This window comes from Sporosarcina sp. P12(2017), assembly GCF_002743035.1.
GTDB lineage: Bacteria > Bacillota > Bacilli > Bacillales_A > Planococcaceae > Sporosarcina > Sporosarcina ureae.
This window is the reverse complement of record NZ_PDYL01000019.1, coordinates 60,523-76,933: the sequence shown is the minus strand read 5'-3', so window position 1 is coordinate 76,933 and position 16,411 is coordinate 60,523. Positions and strand designations below refer to the sequence as shown.

Genomic DNA, 16,411 nt, shown 5'->3' with positions numbered 1-16,411 from the left:
GCGTGAAGTTAGCCGGTTTTATATACGGACTCACAAATGGTCCCAGAGGCTGGTCGGCTTTTCTTCACTTCTACTATAAAAAATAGTAGCACAAACCATGGCCTTGGTTTGTGCTACTAATGTTAGTATGTTTCCACTTATCTTATTTCATAAAATACATTTCGTATCACTTGTTCCACAATCGGCCCCGATTGTGGTAGTTTTTTATCGTTGTACTGCGCAAATGGAAATTTGTTGTTCTTAAAGATAAGCACCTCACAGATTAAAAGAGATAGTGGGTTAATCCTTTACATATTTCACTAACTGGCTGCCATAACGCGATGTTTCCTATACTTTTCGGTCCAAGCTCATGACAATTTTCACATTGAGGCTTTGAATTTCTTTATTTTTTGCATTAAACCCTAATACATACTTTAGAGATAACTACTTACTTTGTCGTTTGTTAACTTCAATCGTAATAAACTCCGGCAAATAGTTGGGAGTACATCCTTTTGATACTTTTTCACCTTTGTAAAGACCCGTTTTCTCACCCAGTTTAATACAACGTGCACGATTATTTTCATCATAAACGCCTATCCAGCCTGCGGTGAAATTCATAGCCCATTGAACTTCCGGTTCTTCCTGCATAATATTCGCTTCTAATGCAGATAGCAAGTCTGCGGTGTTATCCGGCGGTGTTTGTCCAGTCCATCTCAATCGCCCTTGATAATACCAGAAAGTCCGCCTTTGAAGAGCAGAAGGACTATTTTGCCATGACTCCATCCATGCAATTTTCTTCTTGTCTTTGGCGAGCTGGTTAGCCATTAACCAATCCATTAAGTAATTTCGCTCATCAAAAGAATGATTCTGCATATCTTGATCCAGCTTATTTAGTACATCTTGTGAAAGAAGTTTTTTGTCCATAATTAAGATTGCTAGTAGTCTGGGCAAAAACTCTTCGGTTGACCAAAGTTCCATAGCTAGTTCGTGATCTTTTTTAATGTCCTTCGCAATTTTTCTTAAGTCGCCTAGCTTAGTGTTACTATTAATCTGAGATAGAATGTTTTCTGCTTTTGAAGAGGATTTTAATTGTACATCTTTTTTTTCATCCATTTTATACAACTCCTTTAGTAGAGCCATTTGTTGAATAATAGAAATGACGCATATTCAACAAGCATTCACGGCTGTAGAATAATGTAATCATTACCTCATTCATAAGGATAAAGACTCTGATATTTTTCTACTGTATGTTTAATTAAATCTTTTAAAACATTGGCATCGATATCAGCCAATTTATTTACATAAATGCAAGCCTTACTCTTCGTGTGTTTACCGAAGTTTTCTAATAACTTTTCCCTTTCTTCACTTTCATAGTCTAAATAGAGGCTAATCTTTGCCTTTCTCGGTGAAAAACCCACTAAAGGCGCATCCCCTTCGCGTCCTGATTCATATTTATAGTGATAGCTGCCAAAGCCTATTATACTAGGACCCCACATTTTTGCTTTGTAACCGGTCACCTCTTCAAAGATAGCTAATAACTGATAGGCATCCGCCTTCTTCTTCTCACTTTCCACACTTTCAATAAAGTCAGTTACACTATTTTCGTTTTCTTTCATCTTCGGTTCATTCATATATACGATCCCCTCTCCTACTCTCAGTATATACACTTGTTTACACTATTTTCATCAATAGTAAATTAAATGGCCCGTTTACGTGATCTGGACACGATCACTTATAAAGCAATCGCACCCATTTGGTGAGCAAAGTGAAAAACTACCTTCGAAACTTATCAGGGTTTTCAATCCTTGTAGAAACAACCTCTCCACAATTTAGGCAGAAGGTAAATATCTTATTAGATCCTAGTGATAACTTATTGTCTAGCGGTCTAACTGCCACAAAATCGGTACCTTTACCAAATTCAGTACCGTGACATTTGGGACATTCATTTTTATTCATTCGTATCATCTCCCGAATATTTAAATATAGAACCGAATTCATTAGACCGATTGTAGCACAGCCCTTTTACTTATATAACTCCTAGAATTCGATTACGTTACAAAAAACACTTAAAAGTTTTATATGATTTATACCCAAACTAAATCCAAATAAAAATAAGTATATTCGAAATGAATATACTTACCTTTTAGTTGACTGCTTTTCAACATGTCCCGATTGAAGCACAAACCGTATGCAAGAATTGCCCGATCATTGAAGAATGAAACTTAAAATGATTTGTAGAATCGCTGCAATAGCTACTATCCACATAATTTCTATTCGTATAAATGAATTATATGTACTGCGTTTCTTTGTAACTGCTATATCTTGTGCAACTTTGAAATTGATTGGTAAAAAGTATAAAGAAAAAATTATAGCTATTGAAAATGAAATACATAAATTTACAAGGAATTGACTAGTTGTTAGACTTGCCACGGCACTACCAATTATAAATACTGGGACACCAACCCAAATAAAAAAGGTTAGAACTAACAAAACTGCTGCCATTATGATGAACATAAATTCTCTCTTAACCACATGTAAATAACTGTTATAGTAATAACTCACGTTCACCCTCCTCGAATTCATTCAGCAACTTGGCCCTATTACTGAAATGGGTGCAGATCTCTTATACAAGAATTGCGCCCGATTATCAAAAAATACACAGGTTATTCTCTAGTGTTTTCAAAAGATAGAGTTTCTATAAGTCCATTTCTTTTATAATAGCTTGATGATTATTTGGAAGTACATTCACATCAATACCCGATGAAGTAAGTACTTGTCTAAGTTCACGGAATAGTTTTATGTTAGGAGATATATAAGACGGATACGATATATTGGATGTGAAAATCGCGTCAAAAGGCTTTCTTTTATCTAAGTAAAGTAAAACCCATACTAAATCATTATATAAAAGTGGAAACTCTTTTTTGATGGCTTCTTGATGAGTAAGGAACGCTTGGACGTAGTCTTCAAAAAAGTATTCTTTGTCTTCGTTCCACCCTTCTCCATCCGGCGAAAAGATAGTAGCTGATTGCAAGTACCAATTCCCCAACGCTCCGGCAAAAATCAGAAGAGACCATTTTCTTACTTCAGCATCTGGGTGATCAAAGTATCGATAATAGTTATCGTAATACTCATCCTTCCAATTAAAAGCAAGATCAAAATCAAATTCGATCCCTTGTAAAATAGACTTGGCTTTATTAACTATTTTGGGGGACATTTAATCTACCTCATTCCTTGTACTGAAATAACTTTATCCGCTAATTTATTATTTTTCGAATAACTAGAAATCTATTCACTTATTAATCTGGCGCGATTATGAAATACTAATTACCCAACATCAGCACAGTAAGACTTCTCTAGGGATACTGATCGTGGTTTCCAACTGTTCTATAAATCATTTTTGCGGGTTTGCAAAAGCTGTAAGAAGTCCCAAGGCAATATACGTGCCACCAGTTAATCCGTTTTGAATTTTAGTTCTCAACTGACTTCCAAGGATCCATTTTCGAACACTAGATGCAAGAAATGCATATATACCATCGCTAATTAAACCCATTGCAATAAAAATACCACCTAAAATTAAAAATTGAAGTGTGACAGAACTGCCTGTAGGCGAAATAAATTGCGGTAAAAAGGCTAAAAAAAACAGTGAAGTCTTCGGGTTCAAGGCTTCTACTATGACAGATTGATTAAAAATCTTAACTATCTTATCAGGTTCCGTTTTTGGGATAGTAGGTTGATTGGATTCCTTTGATAACCATAATGTTCTACATCCGAGATAGATAAGATATGCAGCTCCTAAGTACTTTACTAGGTTAAATGCTAATGATGATGTCATGAGAAGCGCAGATATTCCAACGGCTGCTGCGATTACATGAATTGACGCACCTGTAGCAACGCCAAGGACTGATGCTATTCCAGCTGTTCTACCTTGATTTATACTTCTTGCAATGATGTAAAAAACAGATGGTCCTGGAATAACTAACAAGACAAGAGCTGCTAGTACGAATAACCAAACATTGGAAAAGTCCAAACTTGTCTCACCCCTTTTTAAAAATAAATTCTATATCTGAAAAATACTGACCTTAATCCATTATCAACTATTTACTATACTCTGGCCCGAATGAATGGCAGCTATTATGCTGTTATCGCCCCAGTTTTTTGTATTTTTACTTTCTCGACAAATAGTATCTTGCATTAGCAAAAAAGACCCCTCCTAAAAGGAAAAGCATGACTATGACCCAACTAGCAATGGCTGAATACTCACCCTTTAGAATAAACTTACTTATCAAATTCACAGCTACCATTATAGCCATAACAACATACAAACCTATTACATACTTCATATTTCACCTCTTAATATAATCCATCAATTTGGCCCGTTTGATGAAAATGCTTATTTACATAATACAATCCGTTGCTTGGAGTGTAGGCGCCGACTCCGTGAGGATCAGCGTGAACCTTGAGACCCTGGACAGGTGCCTTAATTTCTGCAAAGTACACAGAAATACGGCCAAGCCCTCCGGAAAGCGTGCGCTGGAACATAAAGCAATAGTTTATCTACAATTGATTTTGGTCCATTTATTGAGAAAATCTTCCTCTTATAATCTATTTTAGCACAAAATACTTTGTTCCCTTCAACGTTTTCAATTCATTCTAAATTGCTTCCTACTAAACCATTCTAGCCACCAATTCATGTATGAATTGCGTCCCCATATGTCATGCCTTTTAACATTTTCTCCTCATGTACCGAACCCGTTATTACCTGACAGATGGTAAATTACACTATTCACAAACCACATCTGTAAGACTCCCGTAAATTCTTACACTACCATTCGTTTTCCTCTCTATACTTATGTTCAATTTATGACAGCAAACACAATTATTCGACAAGATATGACAACTGTCACTAGGTCCTGGCTAATCCGTAGTGTAAGTTATGGATAGAAGTTCGCTAGTTCATATACGAAATTTGTAGTTTGAGGAGAAAATTATAATGAAGAAAATAGCTTGGATTACGGATACGGCAGCACAAGTAGATGAGACATTCATTCAAAAACATCATGTATTTGTACTTCCTCTTGGCGTAGTGTTTGGAGATCGATGCTATAGGGAATCACTGGATCTCACAAAAGATGAGTTTTATGATAAATTACGTGCAGCAAAAGGTTCACCTAAAACCTCACAACCTACAATTGGTGAGATGACTTCTTTATATGAAAAACTGCAGACAGAAGGATATGACTTTGCGATGGCCGTGCATTTATCCAGTGGCCTTTCTGGTACATTTGAAAGCGCTCAATCAGCCGCAAAGATGACAGACTTCCCTGTGTATCCGATTGATTCGAAAATCGGCTCATTTCCGATGGTTAAAATGATCGAGATGGGCAATGAACTGTTTGCAGAAGGTAAAGAACCCGAAGAAGTGGTGGAAGCCCTTACTGCTATGACTTCAAATTCAAAATTATCGTTCATTCCAGGCGGTCTTGGCCAACTGCATAAAAGTGGTCGCGTTTCAGGTACACAAGCATTTTTAAGTAATTTGCTGAACATAAAAGTTCTCATTAGTTTTGAGAACGGAAAAGCCGTGATGACAGAAAAAGTGCGGTCCATGAAGCGAGCAAAAAAACATGTCACTTCGCTACTCCGTGCCGATATGGAAACAGGTTCTGTACCAGAAGTAGCAGTTATTCATTGCCATAATGTACATGACGCTGAAATATGGAAGAATGAGCTACTGAAAGAATTTCCAACATTACACGTTCAGGTCGTTTCACTTAGTGTTTGTGTGGCCGTACATGCAGGTGAAGGAACGACGGGATTAAGCTGGGTTACGTATTAAATATAAGAAGGGACCGAATCCAATATGAATTCGGTCCCTTCCTATTTTCCCCATGACATTCTTCATAACCGATACGATGGTATGAGTCCCCTTTTATACAAGAACGCCACAGCATTCAAGAACGCGCTCGGGACTTTCTTCCAAAAGAAACGTTTTCGATAAAATTGGCGATGGGCTTTTTTTAGATTGCTCCACTGCCTGCAGTCCTTTTTCTGTCTATACCGCGCCACATCGATCAGCTTCACTTGATTATCGGTTGTGATAAATATATTACGCAAATGAATATCAGAAGGGTTTAATCCTGTATTAGCCGCTAGTGATAATGCATAGTCAATTTCTTTAATATGAGCGTCTGTAATGACTCGCCCATTCGTCATACAATCAAAAAGTGTATCCCCTTCGACGTAATCCATCACTACGTAATTCGCACCCGTTTCATAAATGCAGGGGAAATAGTGAATACCTTTGAGTGTTTGATAAATCTCTGCTTCTTCCTTCGCGATGTATACGGATTGTGGAAAGAATACTTTAATTGCCTTGTTCGAGCATTTGACTCGAAAAACAAACGCACTTCTCCCTGTTCCGACAAGTTGCAAAGATGGATGAAAGTCCACCAAACGATTCTTTTTATTTATGGTAATGGAATGTACAAGTTCCTGATACATACTCAAAATGTAACCTCCAGTAGTTTTCGATATATAAAAAAGAGACATCAAGACCAATTAGTGGCTTTGATGTCTCTACTAAAACTAAAAGAGACCTCACCAAATAATTGGTAAGGTCTCGCAAACAACGTAAGTTGCCAGTAGAGCCGAGGATTCCCATCCTGTGTTGACGACTTCTACTGTAATAGCTACTCCCCTTAACGGAAGTGTTCGTATAATAGTATAGATTTACTTTAAATTGAACCGGCTGATATGTCAACTAATTATGAATGCATAGGTATTAATTGACACATTATGAGTACAAAACAACTGACCCTTCTCATCGTACAGCTGGACTGCTACATTTGCTTTTCACAATACCGATCAACGCAGGGAGGACAGATAAAAAAATAATCGCAAGCAATACTGTGGAAAAGTTTTCTTTAATAATAGGAATATTGCCGAATAAATACCCTAGCATTGTGCATATACCTACCCAAAATGCCGCTCCAACGACATTATAGAAAGCAAAATATCGGTAATTCATGCGGCTCGCGCCTGCAACGAATGGAGCGAATGTCCGGACAAACGGCATAAAGCGGGCAATCAGGATCGTTTTCCCGCCATGCGTATTAAAGAACTTTTCCGCAGCTTTCATTTTCTCTTGGTTTATGACTTTCCCCAGCCAACTGTCAGGAGAAATCGACATCCCCACTTTACGTCCAATATGGTAGTTCACTGTATCGCCCAGGACGGCCGCAACGAAGAAGACCGCGACAAGCAACCAAATATTAAAAGCCTCCAGAGCCGCAAATGCTCCGCCTGCGAACAGCAGGGAATCCCCAGGTAGAAAGGGAAATATCACTACCCCAGTTTCAATAAAAACGATTAAAAATAAGATGACGTACGACCAACCGCCAAATATTTGAATGATATCGACCAGGTGCTCATCAATGTGCAAGATCAAGCTGATTAGTCCTTGAATGAGGTTCATGTAAAGGCTCCTTTTTGGAAAAATGACTTCGTCGCGACGCAGGGGAGGATATCAGATGTATACACATCATCAATCTACTTTACGTTACGCACATGGAATTTATCCTTAAAAAGTGCCGAGTCGGTAAAATAAATAAGATCTCCTTCCAATTTGAAAGCAAATAGGAAGGGGGAAAATACATAGGAGATACTTCCTGATTGTGCGAAAGACTAGATAGGACCACGCATGACATTTTCCAAGCAATCGAATCTCAGATGTGCTAAACGCGACTGCGGTCAACATATCGAATGACCATGCTAGCAACGAGCACACTGAACATCAAATGACTCACCGTCCAGTATAACCATGCCATGCCTTCATCCGCTGCAGGAGGCTGGTCGGTTAGCAAGGTAAGGAAATACAAAACTCCGCTTCCCGCTGTGTAAACCACAACATATGGCCACATTTTGTATTGCCATTTAAAAAACTTCAATATATAAAACAGCCCTAACACACTGGCAATACAAAAAACGAAGTGAAAGACGATGCCGAACCAAAATACGTGAGAAAAGACATGAATGATGGGGAAGTAGTCTACATTATATAGTAAAATATATGCTTCATTTCCGGTTACAGCCCATATGACAAGCATGAGTAGCGCCAAAACGGCACCGCCGGCAATTCCTATGCTGACTAACTGCAAAAACTGCTTCATCTGCTTTCCCTCTTTCCTTAAGGTATTTGGTTATCTATTCCCTATGACTTTATGAATAAACGAACCTTTTTTCACCCGCACAGATTCGCAGAGTACGGATTTTGCAGAAAGCCAATGCTTAGCCAATTAATCTAAAAAGAGTCTGTGTTCTAATCCTCACGGGTGTCATACAAACACAAAAAGAGACCCCACCAAAAAACTGGTAAGGTCTCGCAAACCACATGAATGCCAATAGAGCCAAGGATGTGCATCTTGTAACGCCGAATTTCACCACAATAGCTACTGCCTCTAATGGAAGTGAAACGTGTAACAGTATAGGTTCACTGAAAACCGAGCCTACTTACATGGCAAAAAATCACGCATAGTTTTTTTACTAATATCCACAAATCGCTTGGCATCTACCACCTACTAGAGTAGGTCCTAATTTATTATCCACCGTAATTCAACACCAACAAGACAGTATTATGAAGTAATACATAACCGATGCAAATCGTTCACGAACATGTCCACATGTTCTTTCTTAGTAGACCAACTTGTGCAAAAACGAACCGCACTATGTGTAGCATCGATCTTTTCCCAGAAGGAGAATGAATACTTTTTGCTTAACTCTGTCATGACATACTCCGGGAGAATGGGGAATTGCTGATTGGTTGTGGAATCATAACGCAATGCAAACCCGTTCTCCACAAATGCTTGTCGAAGGATCAACGCCATTTCTACAGCATGTCTAGATACTTCATAATACAATCCATTTTCAAACAACGTTTCAAACTGGATCCCTAAAAGTCTACCTTTAGCGAGCAAGCCGCCTCTTTGTTTGATGAAATAGCGGAAATCCTTTTTCAGTAAATCATTCGTAATGACTACCGCCTCACCAAACAACGCACCGACTTTTGTTCCGCCAATATAGAAAACATCACATAGTCGCGCATAATCAGCTAACGTGATATCGTTGTCGATCGAAGCCAAACCATACCCTAATCGAGCGCCGTCGAGTACTAATGGCAACTGGTATTCTCCACAAACTTTACTCAAAGCTTCTAATTCCGCTTTAGTATACGTCGTCCCGTTTTCTGTAGGATTAGAAATGTACACGAGTCCAGGCTGTACACTATGCTCAGGGCTCGCTTCATTCCAATGAGCATCCACTAACTCTTTTACTTGCCCAGCTGTAATTTTCCCGTCTTCGCTAGGTACAGTAAGCACTTTATGTCCAGTAGATTCAATCGCTCCCGTTTCATGTGTCGCGATATGTCCACTCTCTGCAGAGACAGCACCTTGATACGGACGTAAAATCGACGCGATGATGGTAGTATTCGTTTGGGTTCCCCCTACTAAAAAGTGAATATCGGCCTCTTCCGCTTCACACTCTTTGCGAATATACTCTCTAGCTTTTTCACAGTGTTCATCCATACCGTATCCAGGAGTTTGTTCTTCATTTGTTTCAATCAATCGTTGCAGAATCCGCGGATGAGCGCCTTCCGTATAATCATTTTCAAATCGTATCATCGTTGTCCATCTCCAAATATGCCTGATTTTTTCTGCAAGTATACCATAGAATGATGGATTTCTGTTGCATAATATATTGTTCATATAATGACGAATTTTTTGATTTTTATTCTACAAACAGCTGTTGTATCTCACTCTCATCTTTTAACTTTTCTTGGATGAAAACGTCCAATTCCTCTTCATTTGTAAAGTCGTTTAATTCTTTACCATACCAGTCTTCCAATTTCGATTTATTGACTTTATATGTGTTGCCTCCAAAGTCAAAGGCAACCCACTCTGCATTATCGATGAGCGTGAATAAGTAGCTAGCATTATAAACGGCCGCCTCTTTATATCCACTTTCCTCCATTGAAGTATCCAAATGTTCATACTGGATCGTCATTCCATAAGGTTCTGTTTTGGTTTCCAGCGAAACTTTTTCAAACTGTTCAGCGTAACGCAGTTGCTCAATTATATGGACTACTGCACTGTTATCGCCAATGAATGATTCTTTGTACTCGAATAGACCTTCATTTGGGAGTTCATTAGTGGAACTGCAGCCACTTAGGAAAAGTACTAGTATGAATGAAAACAAAAAGTATTTTGTGAATTTTTTCATGGTATTCCCCTTTACTAAGAAGATTGCCTATATCGCTCATCGATCAAGACGATCAAAGTGATTTGGATTTTACGTTGCTTGCCTACGTTTGGTGCTTAAAGTGGGGATAGTCGTTGGAACCCGTTGAACTGCCAAAAAAACTTGTGCCACAATCGCACCCGATTGCCGTAAAATGAAGATAACCTAAATAATCTAATTATTAATTTAATCAGCTTCCTGTCGGGGTATTACGTAGAAATGAGAGACTAAGCCAATAATCAATGCTGGTACAATCGCAATATAAATATTTTGTCCGAAGTTAACAATCACTATCTTCATAATTTCACTAACATCACTACTTAGTATATCTTTATAACGATCTGCTTCTTTTATGCCTCTAATTAATATCGTTAGTGAAATAATAATAAAGTAGCTAACCAAAGCATATTGAAAGCTCCTTTTCAATCTAGTATCCTCAGCTTGTTCTTCAATCATTAAAACCTCTAATGACACATCCAATAATTCTGAAATTTTCATCATATTTTTCTTGCTTGGATAGCCATTGCCTAATTCCCACTTTGATATTGATTTATCACTAACGTCTAATAACTCCGCAAGCTCTTCTTGTGTATGCCCTTTTTGTTTGCGGTATTCTTTTAGTTTTAAACTTAATATACTTTTATCCATTTTCTTTCCTCCTAGTTGGAACGTATTTGTCTATAATCTTAAACAAACGCCACTATATTCTGAAGGAACTTTTAAAAATAGAATTCTATTTTCAATAAAACGGCCCTATTAATGAATAAATTGCAGATTTCTTATACAACATTCGCATCCATAGGTCGGACAGTGGTTTGAACCCGTTGATCTGCGTTGCAGCCGGACGCGTTCCGGAGGGCGGGCGGTGAACCACACTCCTCGCTTCGCTCGCTAGGTGTTTCACCTGTCCCACTGATCCTCCCGGAGTCGCCGGCTTCCACTCCGATCAACTAAGCGACTACGAATAAACCATGTTCCACAATCGCACCCGTTTGTTGAATAAACTCTGGTTATAATCTCATTTCTATTAAAGTAAGACAATGAAATTATAAAACCAAATCTGTCTACTTTAATATATATTTCTTTAATATACTTGGGTTTACGAACCTTATTGAAACTACCTCCCCACAATCCAAACAGACAGTTAGTTCTTTTTCGAACTCTGGTACTTTTACAAATGCATTTCCACCACAGTTTTTGCATTTTTGCATTTCATATCCCCCTTGTTTAAAAGTTAGTTATCTTTCATTACCTATTGAATTCCACATAAATGAGCATTATTCCTTCTTGAAGTAACTGGCCCGTTAATGGCATAAAATTTATGTAACTATCGCCCCCGATAAAGGCAAAGTGGTCAAGATTCGTTGACTTGCGCTCCAGCCGGACGCGTTCCCGAGGGCGGGCGGTGAACCACACCCCTCGCGTTGCTCGCCGGGTGTTTCACCTGTCAAAGCAAAGATGTGCTCCTTCTCGCTTCGCTTCACTCGCAAAAGCCGTTCTTCGTTACGGCTCTCGCTGATCCTCCGGGAGTCGCTGGCTGTAGCGAAGATCAACTATCCAACTACAGAGAAGCCTCTCCCATAAACGCACCCATTTGTTTAATAGTTCAATTGCAAACCTTTCTTTTCTTTTTAGTAGCAAGTATAAAACCACCGCATGCTCCTCCACAGATTATAAAAATAATCATAGGAATTACATTATCAAATATCACTATGCCAACCACTATCCACACAAAAAGATATGAAAAAAACAAAGTCCAATTTATCTTCATAAGTTATCTACTCCTTTAAATAAATTAGTAAATAATTTGGCCCGATTACTGAAAACAGGTGCTATTCTTCTTCAAGAAATACCCCTGGTTAATAGTAAAACTATAATTCACCCTATTGCTATTAGTAAAACTGCAATTGTATTAAATATGCCGTGAATAATTATTGCCGGAATAATAGAACCTGTCTTTTCATAAGTCCAGGCAAACACAACACCAGTGATAAAATTTACAGGCATCGCATTTAACGTTGGAAAATGAGCAGCCGTAAATATCAGTGAGCTAAACACAATTCCCCACCCCATCCCAAGTCTCACTCTTAACCAACGATAAATAAAACCTCGATAAAATATTTCCTCGTATACAGGCGATATGATACCAGCGGAAACAAAGGCTATAAGAACCGTAATTAAGTTTACATTTTGTTGCAGGCTCTCCGTTTTACTGTTATCTACATCATTTCCCACCAGGCTAGTTAAAAGCACGACAGCCACACTTAACACAATGGTTATTAATAGCCAGATTAGAATCCTCCACCAATACGATGCAGGAAACCCTTTTACCCCAACATCCCTCCACGATAAATTTTGTGGTTTCAATGCAATAAAATATAAACCTAACATGAGCACAACTGCAATTGTTAGTCCAGTCACCGTTCCTGAGTATAGTGTATGATCAAACCAGAATTGATATATTGACTGCATACCATATTTAACAGCTACCATGACGAATACAAATTCGAGTAACAATAGCAGAATAAATTCCTTCCATGTCCATGCATCTTTTTGTTTCCACCCCGGTGAATCCATAACCTAATTCCCCTTCGACATCCTGTTTTTCTTAATACACAATCTTGGACTTATTGTGAATCTATGAACCTACACTTACTTTTCTATTAGTATAACAGAATTTCCCAAAAAATCTTTTGCAAAAGTCAAATGATTCCGTTTATCCAGTTTCGCTTGATGTTCTAATCGGATGGTAGTTCTATTAAAAAAATCCCGCAGAAGACCATGTTGTCTCCTGCGGGATTTCTTAAACTTAAGCTTCTGCTGTTTGTTTTTCAAGTGATTCATTATACATATCCGTGTCAAGTTCACCCGTCACGCGGGCTGTTGTGACACCCGCTGTCATCGAACCACTGACGTTTACCGCAGTACGGCCCATGTCAATCAATGGTTCAACAGAAATCAATAACCCCGCGAGTGCGACAGGAAGATTTAATGCCGACAAGACAAGAATTGCGGCAAATGTCGCGCCTCCCCCAACACCCGCTACACCAAATGAGCTAACCGCAACGATCGCGATTAATGTTACTAAAAATGTTGGATCAAGTGGATTTATACCAACCGATGGAGCAATCATGACAGCGAGCATCGCCGGATAAATCCCTGCACAGCCATTTTGCCCGATAGATAAACCAAATGAACCAGAAAAGTTGGCGATCCCTTCAGGTACACCTAAGCGGTTTGTTTGTGCATGAATCGTTAACGGTAATGTGCCGGCACTTGAGCGTGATGTAAAAGCAAATATCAACGCTTCTCCTGCTTTTTTCACATACGTCACTGGATTTAATCCCGATAATGTAATAATGAGCAAGTGAATGCCGAACATCACTATTAAAGCGACATAAGAAGCAAGTACAAACTTCCCGAGACTGTAGATTGCCATAAAGTCAGACGTCGCTACAGTTCGCGCGATAATCGCCAAAATACCATATGGCGTCAAACGTAGGACGATTCGTACAACACCCATGATCAATGCATAAATCGCATCAATTCCTTTTTTCACCGTGACCGCATTTTCTTCATCTCTTCTTGAAATCGTTAAGTAGGCAAATCCTAGGAATGCCGCAAAAATAACGACCCCAATGGTTGAAGTTGGACGTGCCCCTGTGAAATCTAAGAAAGGGTTAGCAGGTAATAAGTCAATGAGCTTTTCAGGTAATGAAAGATCGGCTACAGTTTCGTAGTTTTCTTCTATAGAAAGCCCACGTGCTGCTTCTGCTTCTCCTTGTACAATTTCAGAAGCGTCCAGTCCAAATAGAAGCGTGACGGAAATCCCTACAATCGCAGCAATCGCGGTTGTACCGACGAGCATACCTAAAATCGTACCCGCCATTTTCCCGAAGTTTTTCCCAATCGTCACTTTCGTAAAGGCTGCTAAGATGGAAATAAAAACAAGTGGCATGACAATCATTTGCAGTAATTTAACATAGCCGCTCCCGATTAGGTTAAACCATGGCATCGACTGCTTGAGGATCTCAGACTCTGTGCCATATGCGAAATGTAAAATAAGTCCGTAGCCAATCCCGAGCCCAAGCCCCGTAAAAACGCGTTTTGAAAATGAAACCTTTTTGCGATTCATTCTATATAATAGGCCGACGAGCAATAATAGGCCCGCAATGTTCACGATAAGGAAAAAAGTATTCACCATTCTGCACCCCTCTGTCTTATAGTATTGTAGACTTTGATATAGACTTTACTTTATCCCCTTAATCCCTATTCGTCAAGTATGTTTTTAAAGGAAGTTACTTTAGACAATCCTTTACGCTACTCACTTGCATCAACATCTCTACCAAAAAAAGGGAATACCGACTAAGCTAACTAGAGTCGATATCCCCTTGAAAATTTATACAATTGTCACGAATGTCTCTATACTACGAATACTGAATCATATGCGCAATGACTATAAAAATACCACCGATATAACTAAAGATTAGTGCTAAGAGCTATATAAATATTAACCACTTCAAACAAGAGATCCCTGGAGCAGCAAGATAAGCTATCATTGTCGAGCCGTTTGGGATGGTTAAATTCTTGAATACGCCCCCCTAGATGAAGCGGGTGCACAGTCGTCTGTCTCATATCCTAATTAAATTGCGTGAAGGAATCAGAATCGGCATAGTTACCGCTGCTTGACCGGAACCTGAATTGATGAAAAATTTTATGACGTTTTGGAAAGTGTAGATACTTAACACTTTAATAGAATCACGCATGGACATGATGGGATTTGACATCCCAAAGACTAAAGAGTCAATGATCGTACCATCGTATCCCTTTCTGATGTGTTACGTTAACCACGATGAATCGTATCGTTCAACTTCGTTCGATACTTGTTAGTCCAAGTGTTTGCATCCTTCACTAATTCATCGCAGAAATCGGCTACATTTTCTCCAGTGAGTTCAGTGACTTTCCTTCCTTGCGCTGCTCCTTCTTCGAAGAGATCAAGAATGCTACCAAAAATACGGCTGATATCTTTCCAGTCAGTCAGGCCACCACACGCCGATAGATATTTTTCAATTGCTTTGTAAGCGTTATGGTACTCACTCGGCAGGTCCTTCACACGCGCCTTCATGGCCTTCCATTCTCTCTTGTCGTCAAAACTACCAATAATTCTCTCGAAAATATTCATCATCAATCTCCTTTTTTATTTAGTTTGATTTTAGTTCGTTCATTTTATTCGAGACAAATTCCCACTTAGCCCAAAATAGTGTAAGTTGCTCTCGACCCGCCTCGTTGAGTGTGTAAAACTTTCTAGGGGGGCCCATATTGGATGGTTTTTTCTCGATGTTCACCAGGTTGTTTTTCTCAAGTCTCATAGTAATCGTATAAACCGTGCCTTCAACTACATCAGTAAAGCCAAGTTCCCGAAGCTGTTGCGTAATTTCATAGCCGTAAGTTTCGCCACGGCTAATGAACTCAAGCACACACCCTTCAAGAACTCCTTTTAACATTTCAGTAATATTTTCCATCCCTACCTCCGCTTGTTCGGTTATTATTTCAGTACTCTGTATTACCGGTATTCAGTATTACTTATTACATTAATAATAATGCACAATAGTGTATTCCGTCAAATGAATAATGTAATTCTCCTATTATTTATTTTGCTTCCCCCTAACTCTTTGAATTTAACGATATCTTTATTGTTGAACGAACACTTGAAACCATTCCTTCTCACGATGAGCAGCCACGGTATTAAATCCATGAAAAAATCCCACCAATTATTGATTTGGCGGGATTTCTTCATGTACTTTATATAACTGATAATGAAGTGTCTAACTCATTGACTAAAACAGGACACCTATAGCGCTCCAGGTGATATATGGTGCTGATGCTGGCGGTGCATTTCATATGATATTCACTAGAGAGAAAACGTAACCGAACGCGACAATGAACAGCATAATTGTAATCCAAACACTCCACCGTTCTATCCACTTCAGTGTCTCACTTGCATGCTCTCCACCTCGTGCAATAAGGAATTCCGTATTTCCTTCTTGCACGAAGAACATTAGGTTTAAGGCGGAATAGTCAATCAGCACGAGACCTATAGTCACAAAAGTTCCTCCTACTGCTAATAAACAACTAAGTG

18 protein-coding genes are annotated in these 16,411 nt (G+C 38.9%); 1 reads left to right on the top strand and 17 read right to left on the bottom strand.

Translation table 11 applies throughout. From position 1 onward, the window contains the following. Positions 1-423: 423 nt before the first annotated feature. The 5 genes from CSV80_RS14710 to CSV80_RS14685 all read right to left on the bottom strand — a co-directional run bounded on the left by CSV80_RS14710 (position 424) and on the right by CSV80_RS14685 (position 4,006). Positions 424-1,092 (bottom strand): DNA alkylation repair protein, encoded by a 669-nt coding sequence (locus tag CSV80_RS14710; RefSeq protein ID WP_099671431.1) that lies wholly within the window; start codon positions 1,090-1,092, stop codon positions 424-426. A 95-nt stretch (positions 1,093-1,187) separates the two neighbouring features. Next, positions 1,188-1,610, bottom strand: coding sequence for a DUF1801 domain-containing protein (locus tag CSV80_RS14705; RefSeq protein WP_099671430.1), 423 nt, complete (start codon positions 1,608-1,610; stop codon positions 1,188-1,190). Between the two features lie 574 nt (positions 1,611-2,184). Beyond that, positions 2,185-2,541: a hypothetical protein gene (locus CSV80_RS14695; RefSeq protein ID WP_099671428.1), complete on the bottom strand. Its 357-nt coding sequence runs from the start codon at positions 2,539-2,541 to the stop codon at positions 2,185-2,187. A gap of 133 nt (positions 2,542-2,674) precedes the next feature. Beyond that, positions 2,675-3,193 (bottom strand): hypothetical protein, encoded by a 519-nt coding sequence (locus tag CSV80_RS14690; RefSeq protein WP_099671427.1) that lies wholly within the window; start codon positions 3,191-3,193, stop codon positions 2,675-2,677. A gap of 177 nt (positions 3,194-3,370) precedes the next feature. Beyond that, a complete protein-coding gene (locus CSV80_RS14685) occupies positions 3,371-4,006 on the bottom strand; it encodes a LysE family translocator (RefSeq protein ID WP_099671426.1) in 636 nt (211 codons plus the stop codon). 963 nt (positions 4,007-4,969) lie between these two features. Here CSV80_RS14685 and CSV80_RS14680 point away from each other — a divergent pair. Further along, a complete protein-coding gene (locus tag CSV80_RS14680; protein WP_099671425.1) occupies positions 4,970-5,815 on the top strand; it encodes a DegV family protein in 846 nt (281 codons plus the stop codon). Between the two features lie 62 nt (positions 5,816-5,877). Here the strand turns inward: CSV80_RS14680 and CSV80_RS14675 are convergent, their stop codons facing one another. The 12 genes from CSV80_RS14675 to CSV80_RS14625 all read right to left on the bottom strand — a co-directional run bounded on the left by CSV80_RS14675 (position 5,878) and on the right by CSV80_RS14625 (position 16,376). Then, on the bottom strand, positions 5,878-6,480 hold the full coding sequence (locus CSV80_RS14675) for a protein kinase family protein (protein ID WP_099671438.1): 603 nt from the start codon (positions 6,478-6,480) through the stop codon (positions 5,878-5,880). 319 nt (positions 6,481-6,799) lie between these two features. Then, entirely contained in the window at positions 6,800-7,453 is a 654-nt protein-coding gene (locus tag CSV80_RS14670) for a VTT domain-containing protein (protein WP_099671424.1), read from the bottom strand. Between the two features lie 259 nt (positions 7,454-7,712). Further along, positions 7,713-8,147, bottom strand: a complete 435-nt coding sequence (locus CSV80_RS14665) for a hypothetical protein (protein WP_099671423.1) — start codon at positions 8,145-8,147, stop codon at positions 7,713-7,715. A 462-nt stretch (positions 8,148-8,609) separates the two neighbouring features. Next, positions 8,610-9,656 (bottom strand): threonine aldolase family protein, encoded by a 1,047-nt coding sequence (locus CSV80_RS14660; protein WP_099671422.1) that lies wholly within the window; start codon positions 9,654-9,656, stop codon positions 8,610-8,612. Between the two features lie 106 nt (positions 9,657-9,762). After that, entirely contained in the window at positions 9,763-10,254 is a 492-nt protein-coding gene (locus CSV80_RS14655) for a DUF4825 domain-containing protein (protein ID WP_099671421.1), read from the bottom strand. A gap of 204 nt (positions 10,255-10,458) precedes the next feature. Beyond that, entirely contained in the window at positions 10,459-10,920 is a 462-nt protein-coding gene (locus CSV80_RS14650) for a helix-turn-helix transcriptional regulator (protein ID WP_099671420.1), read from the bottom strand. Between the two features lie 1,230 nt (positions 10,921-12,150). Then, positions 12,151-12,849 carry a CPBP family intramembrane glutamic endopeptidase gene (locus tag CSV80_RS14645; protein ID WP_099671419.1) on the bottom strand — a complete coding sequence of 233 codons (699 nt, stop codon included), beginning with the start codon at positions 12,847-12,849 and terminating at the stop codon, positions 12,151-12,153. Positions 12,850-13,081: 232 nt separating this feature from the next. Next, the gene (locus CSV80_RS14640; protein ID WP_199083990.1) at positions 13,082-14,473 is read right to left on the bottom strand and encodes an L-cystine transporter; all 1,392 of its coding nucleotides are present in this window, start codon (positions 14,471-14,473) and stop codon (positions 13,082-13,084) included. 430 nt (positions 14,474-14,903) lie between these two features. Next, entirely contained in the window at positions 14,904-15,080 is a 177-nt protein-coding gene (locus CSV80_RS18190) for a hypothetical protein (RefSeq protein ID WP_369802835.1), read from the bottom strand. A 35-nt stretch (positions 15,081-15,115) separates the two neighbouring features. Continuing rightward, positions 15,116-15,454 carry a DUF1048 domain-containing protein gene (locus tag CSV80_RS14635; protein WP_099671417.1) on the bottom strand — a complete coding sequence of 113 codons (339 nt, stop codon included), beginning with the start codon at positions 15,452-15,454 and terminating at the stop codon, positions 15,116-15,118. Positions 15,455-15,473: 19 nt separating this feature from the next. Further along, positions 15,474-15,794: a PadR family transcriptional regulator gene (locus CSV80_RS14630; RefSeq protein WP_099671416.1), complete on the bottom strand. Its 321-nt coding sequence runs from the start codon at positions 15,792-15,794 to the stop codon at positions 15,474-15,476. 375 nt (positions 15,795-16,169) lie between these two features. Then, positions 16,170-16,376, bottom strand: coding sequence for a hypothetical protein (locus CSV80_RS14625; RefSeq protein ID WP_099671415.1), 207 nt, complete (start codon positions 16,374-16,376; stop codon positions 16,170-16,172). Positions 16,377-16,411: the final 35 nt, after the last annotated feature.

Excerpts from the sequence above, each read along its gene's own strand:
- CSV80_RS14680 (WP_099671425.1), top strand. The coding sequence starts at position 4,970 with ATGAAGAAAATAGCTTGGATTACGGATACGGCAGCACAAGTAGATGAG.
- CSV80_RS14630 (WP_099671416.1), bottom strand. The coding sequence starts at position 15,794 with ATGGAAAATATTACTGAAATGTTAAAAGGAGTTCTTGAAGGGTGTGTG.
- CSV80_RS14660 (WP_099671422.1), bottom strand. The coding sequence starts at position 9,656 with ATGATACGATTTGAAAATGATTATACGGAAGGCGCTCATCCGCGGATT.
- CSV80_RS14655 (WP_099671421.1), bottom strand. The coding sequence starts at position 10,254 with ATGAAAAAATTCACAAAATACTTTTTGTTTTCATTCATACTAGTACTT.
- CSV80_RS14645 (WP_099671419.1), bottom strand. The coding sequence starts at position 12,849 with ATGGATTCACCGGGGTGGAAACAAAAAGATGCATGGACATGGAAGGAA.
- CSV80_RS14675 (WP_099671438.1), bottom strand. The coding sequence starts at position 6,480 with ATGTATCAGGAACTTGTACATTCCATTACCATAAATAAAAAGAATCGT.
- CSV80_RS14705 (WP_099671430.1), bottom strand. The coding sequence starts at position 1,610 with ATGAATGAACCGAAGATGAAAGAAAACGAAAATAGTGTAACTGACTTT.
- CSV80_RS14710 (WP_099671431.1), bottom strand. The coding sequence starts at position 1,092 with ATGGATGAAAAAAAAGATGTACAATTAAAATCCTCTTCAAAAGCAGAA.
- CSV80_RS14635 (WP_099671417.1), bottom strand. The coding sequence starts at position 15,454 with ATGAATATTTTCGAGAGAATTATTGGTAGTTTTGACGACAAGAGAGAA.
- CSV80_RS14690 (WP_099671427.1), bottom strand. The coding sequence starts at position 3,193 with ATGTCCCCCAAAATAGTTAATAAAGCCAAGTCTATTTTACAAGGGATC.
- CSV80_RS14650 (WP_099671420.1), bottom strand. The coding sequence starts at position 10,920 with ATGGATAAAAGTATATTAAGTTTAAAACTAAAAGAATACCGCAAACAA.
- CSV80_RS14670 (WP_099671424.1), bottom strand. The coding sequence starts at position 7,453 with ATGAACCTCATTCAAGGACTAATCAGCTTGATCTTGCACATTGATGAG.
- CSV80_RS14665 (WP_099671423.1), bottom strand. The coding sequence starts at position 8,147 with ATGAAGCAGTTTTTGCAGTTAGTCAGCATAGGAATTGCCGGCGGTGCC.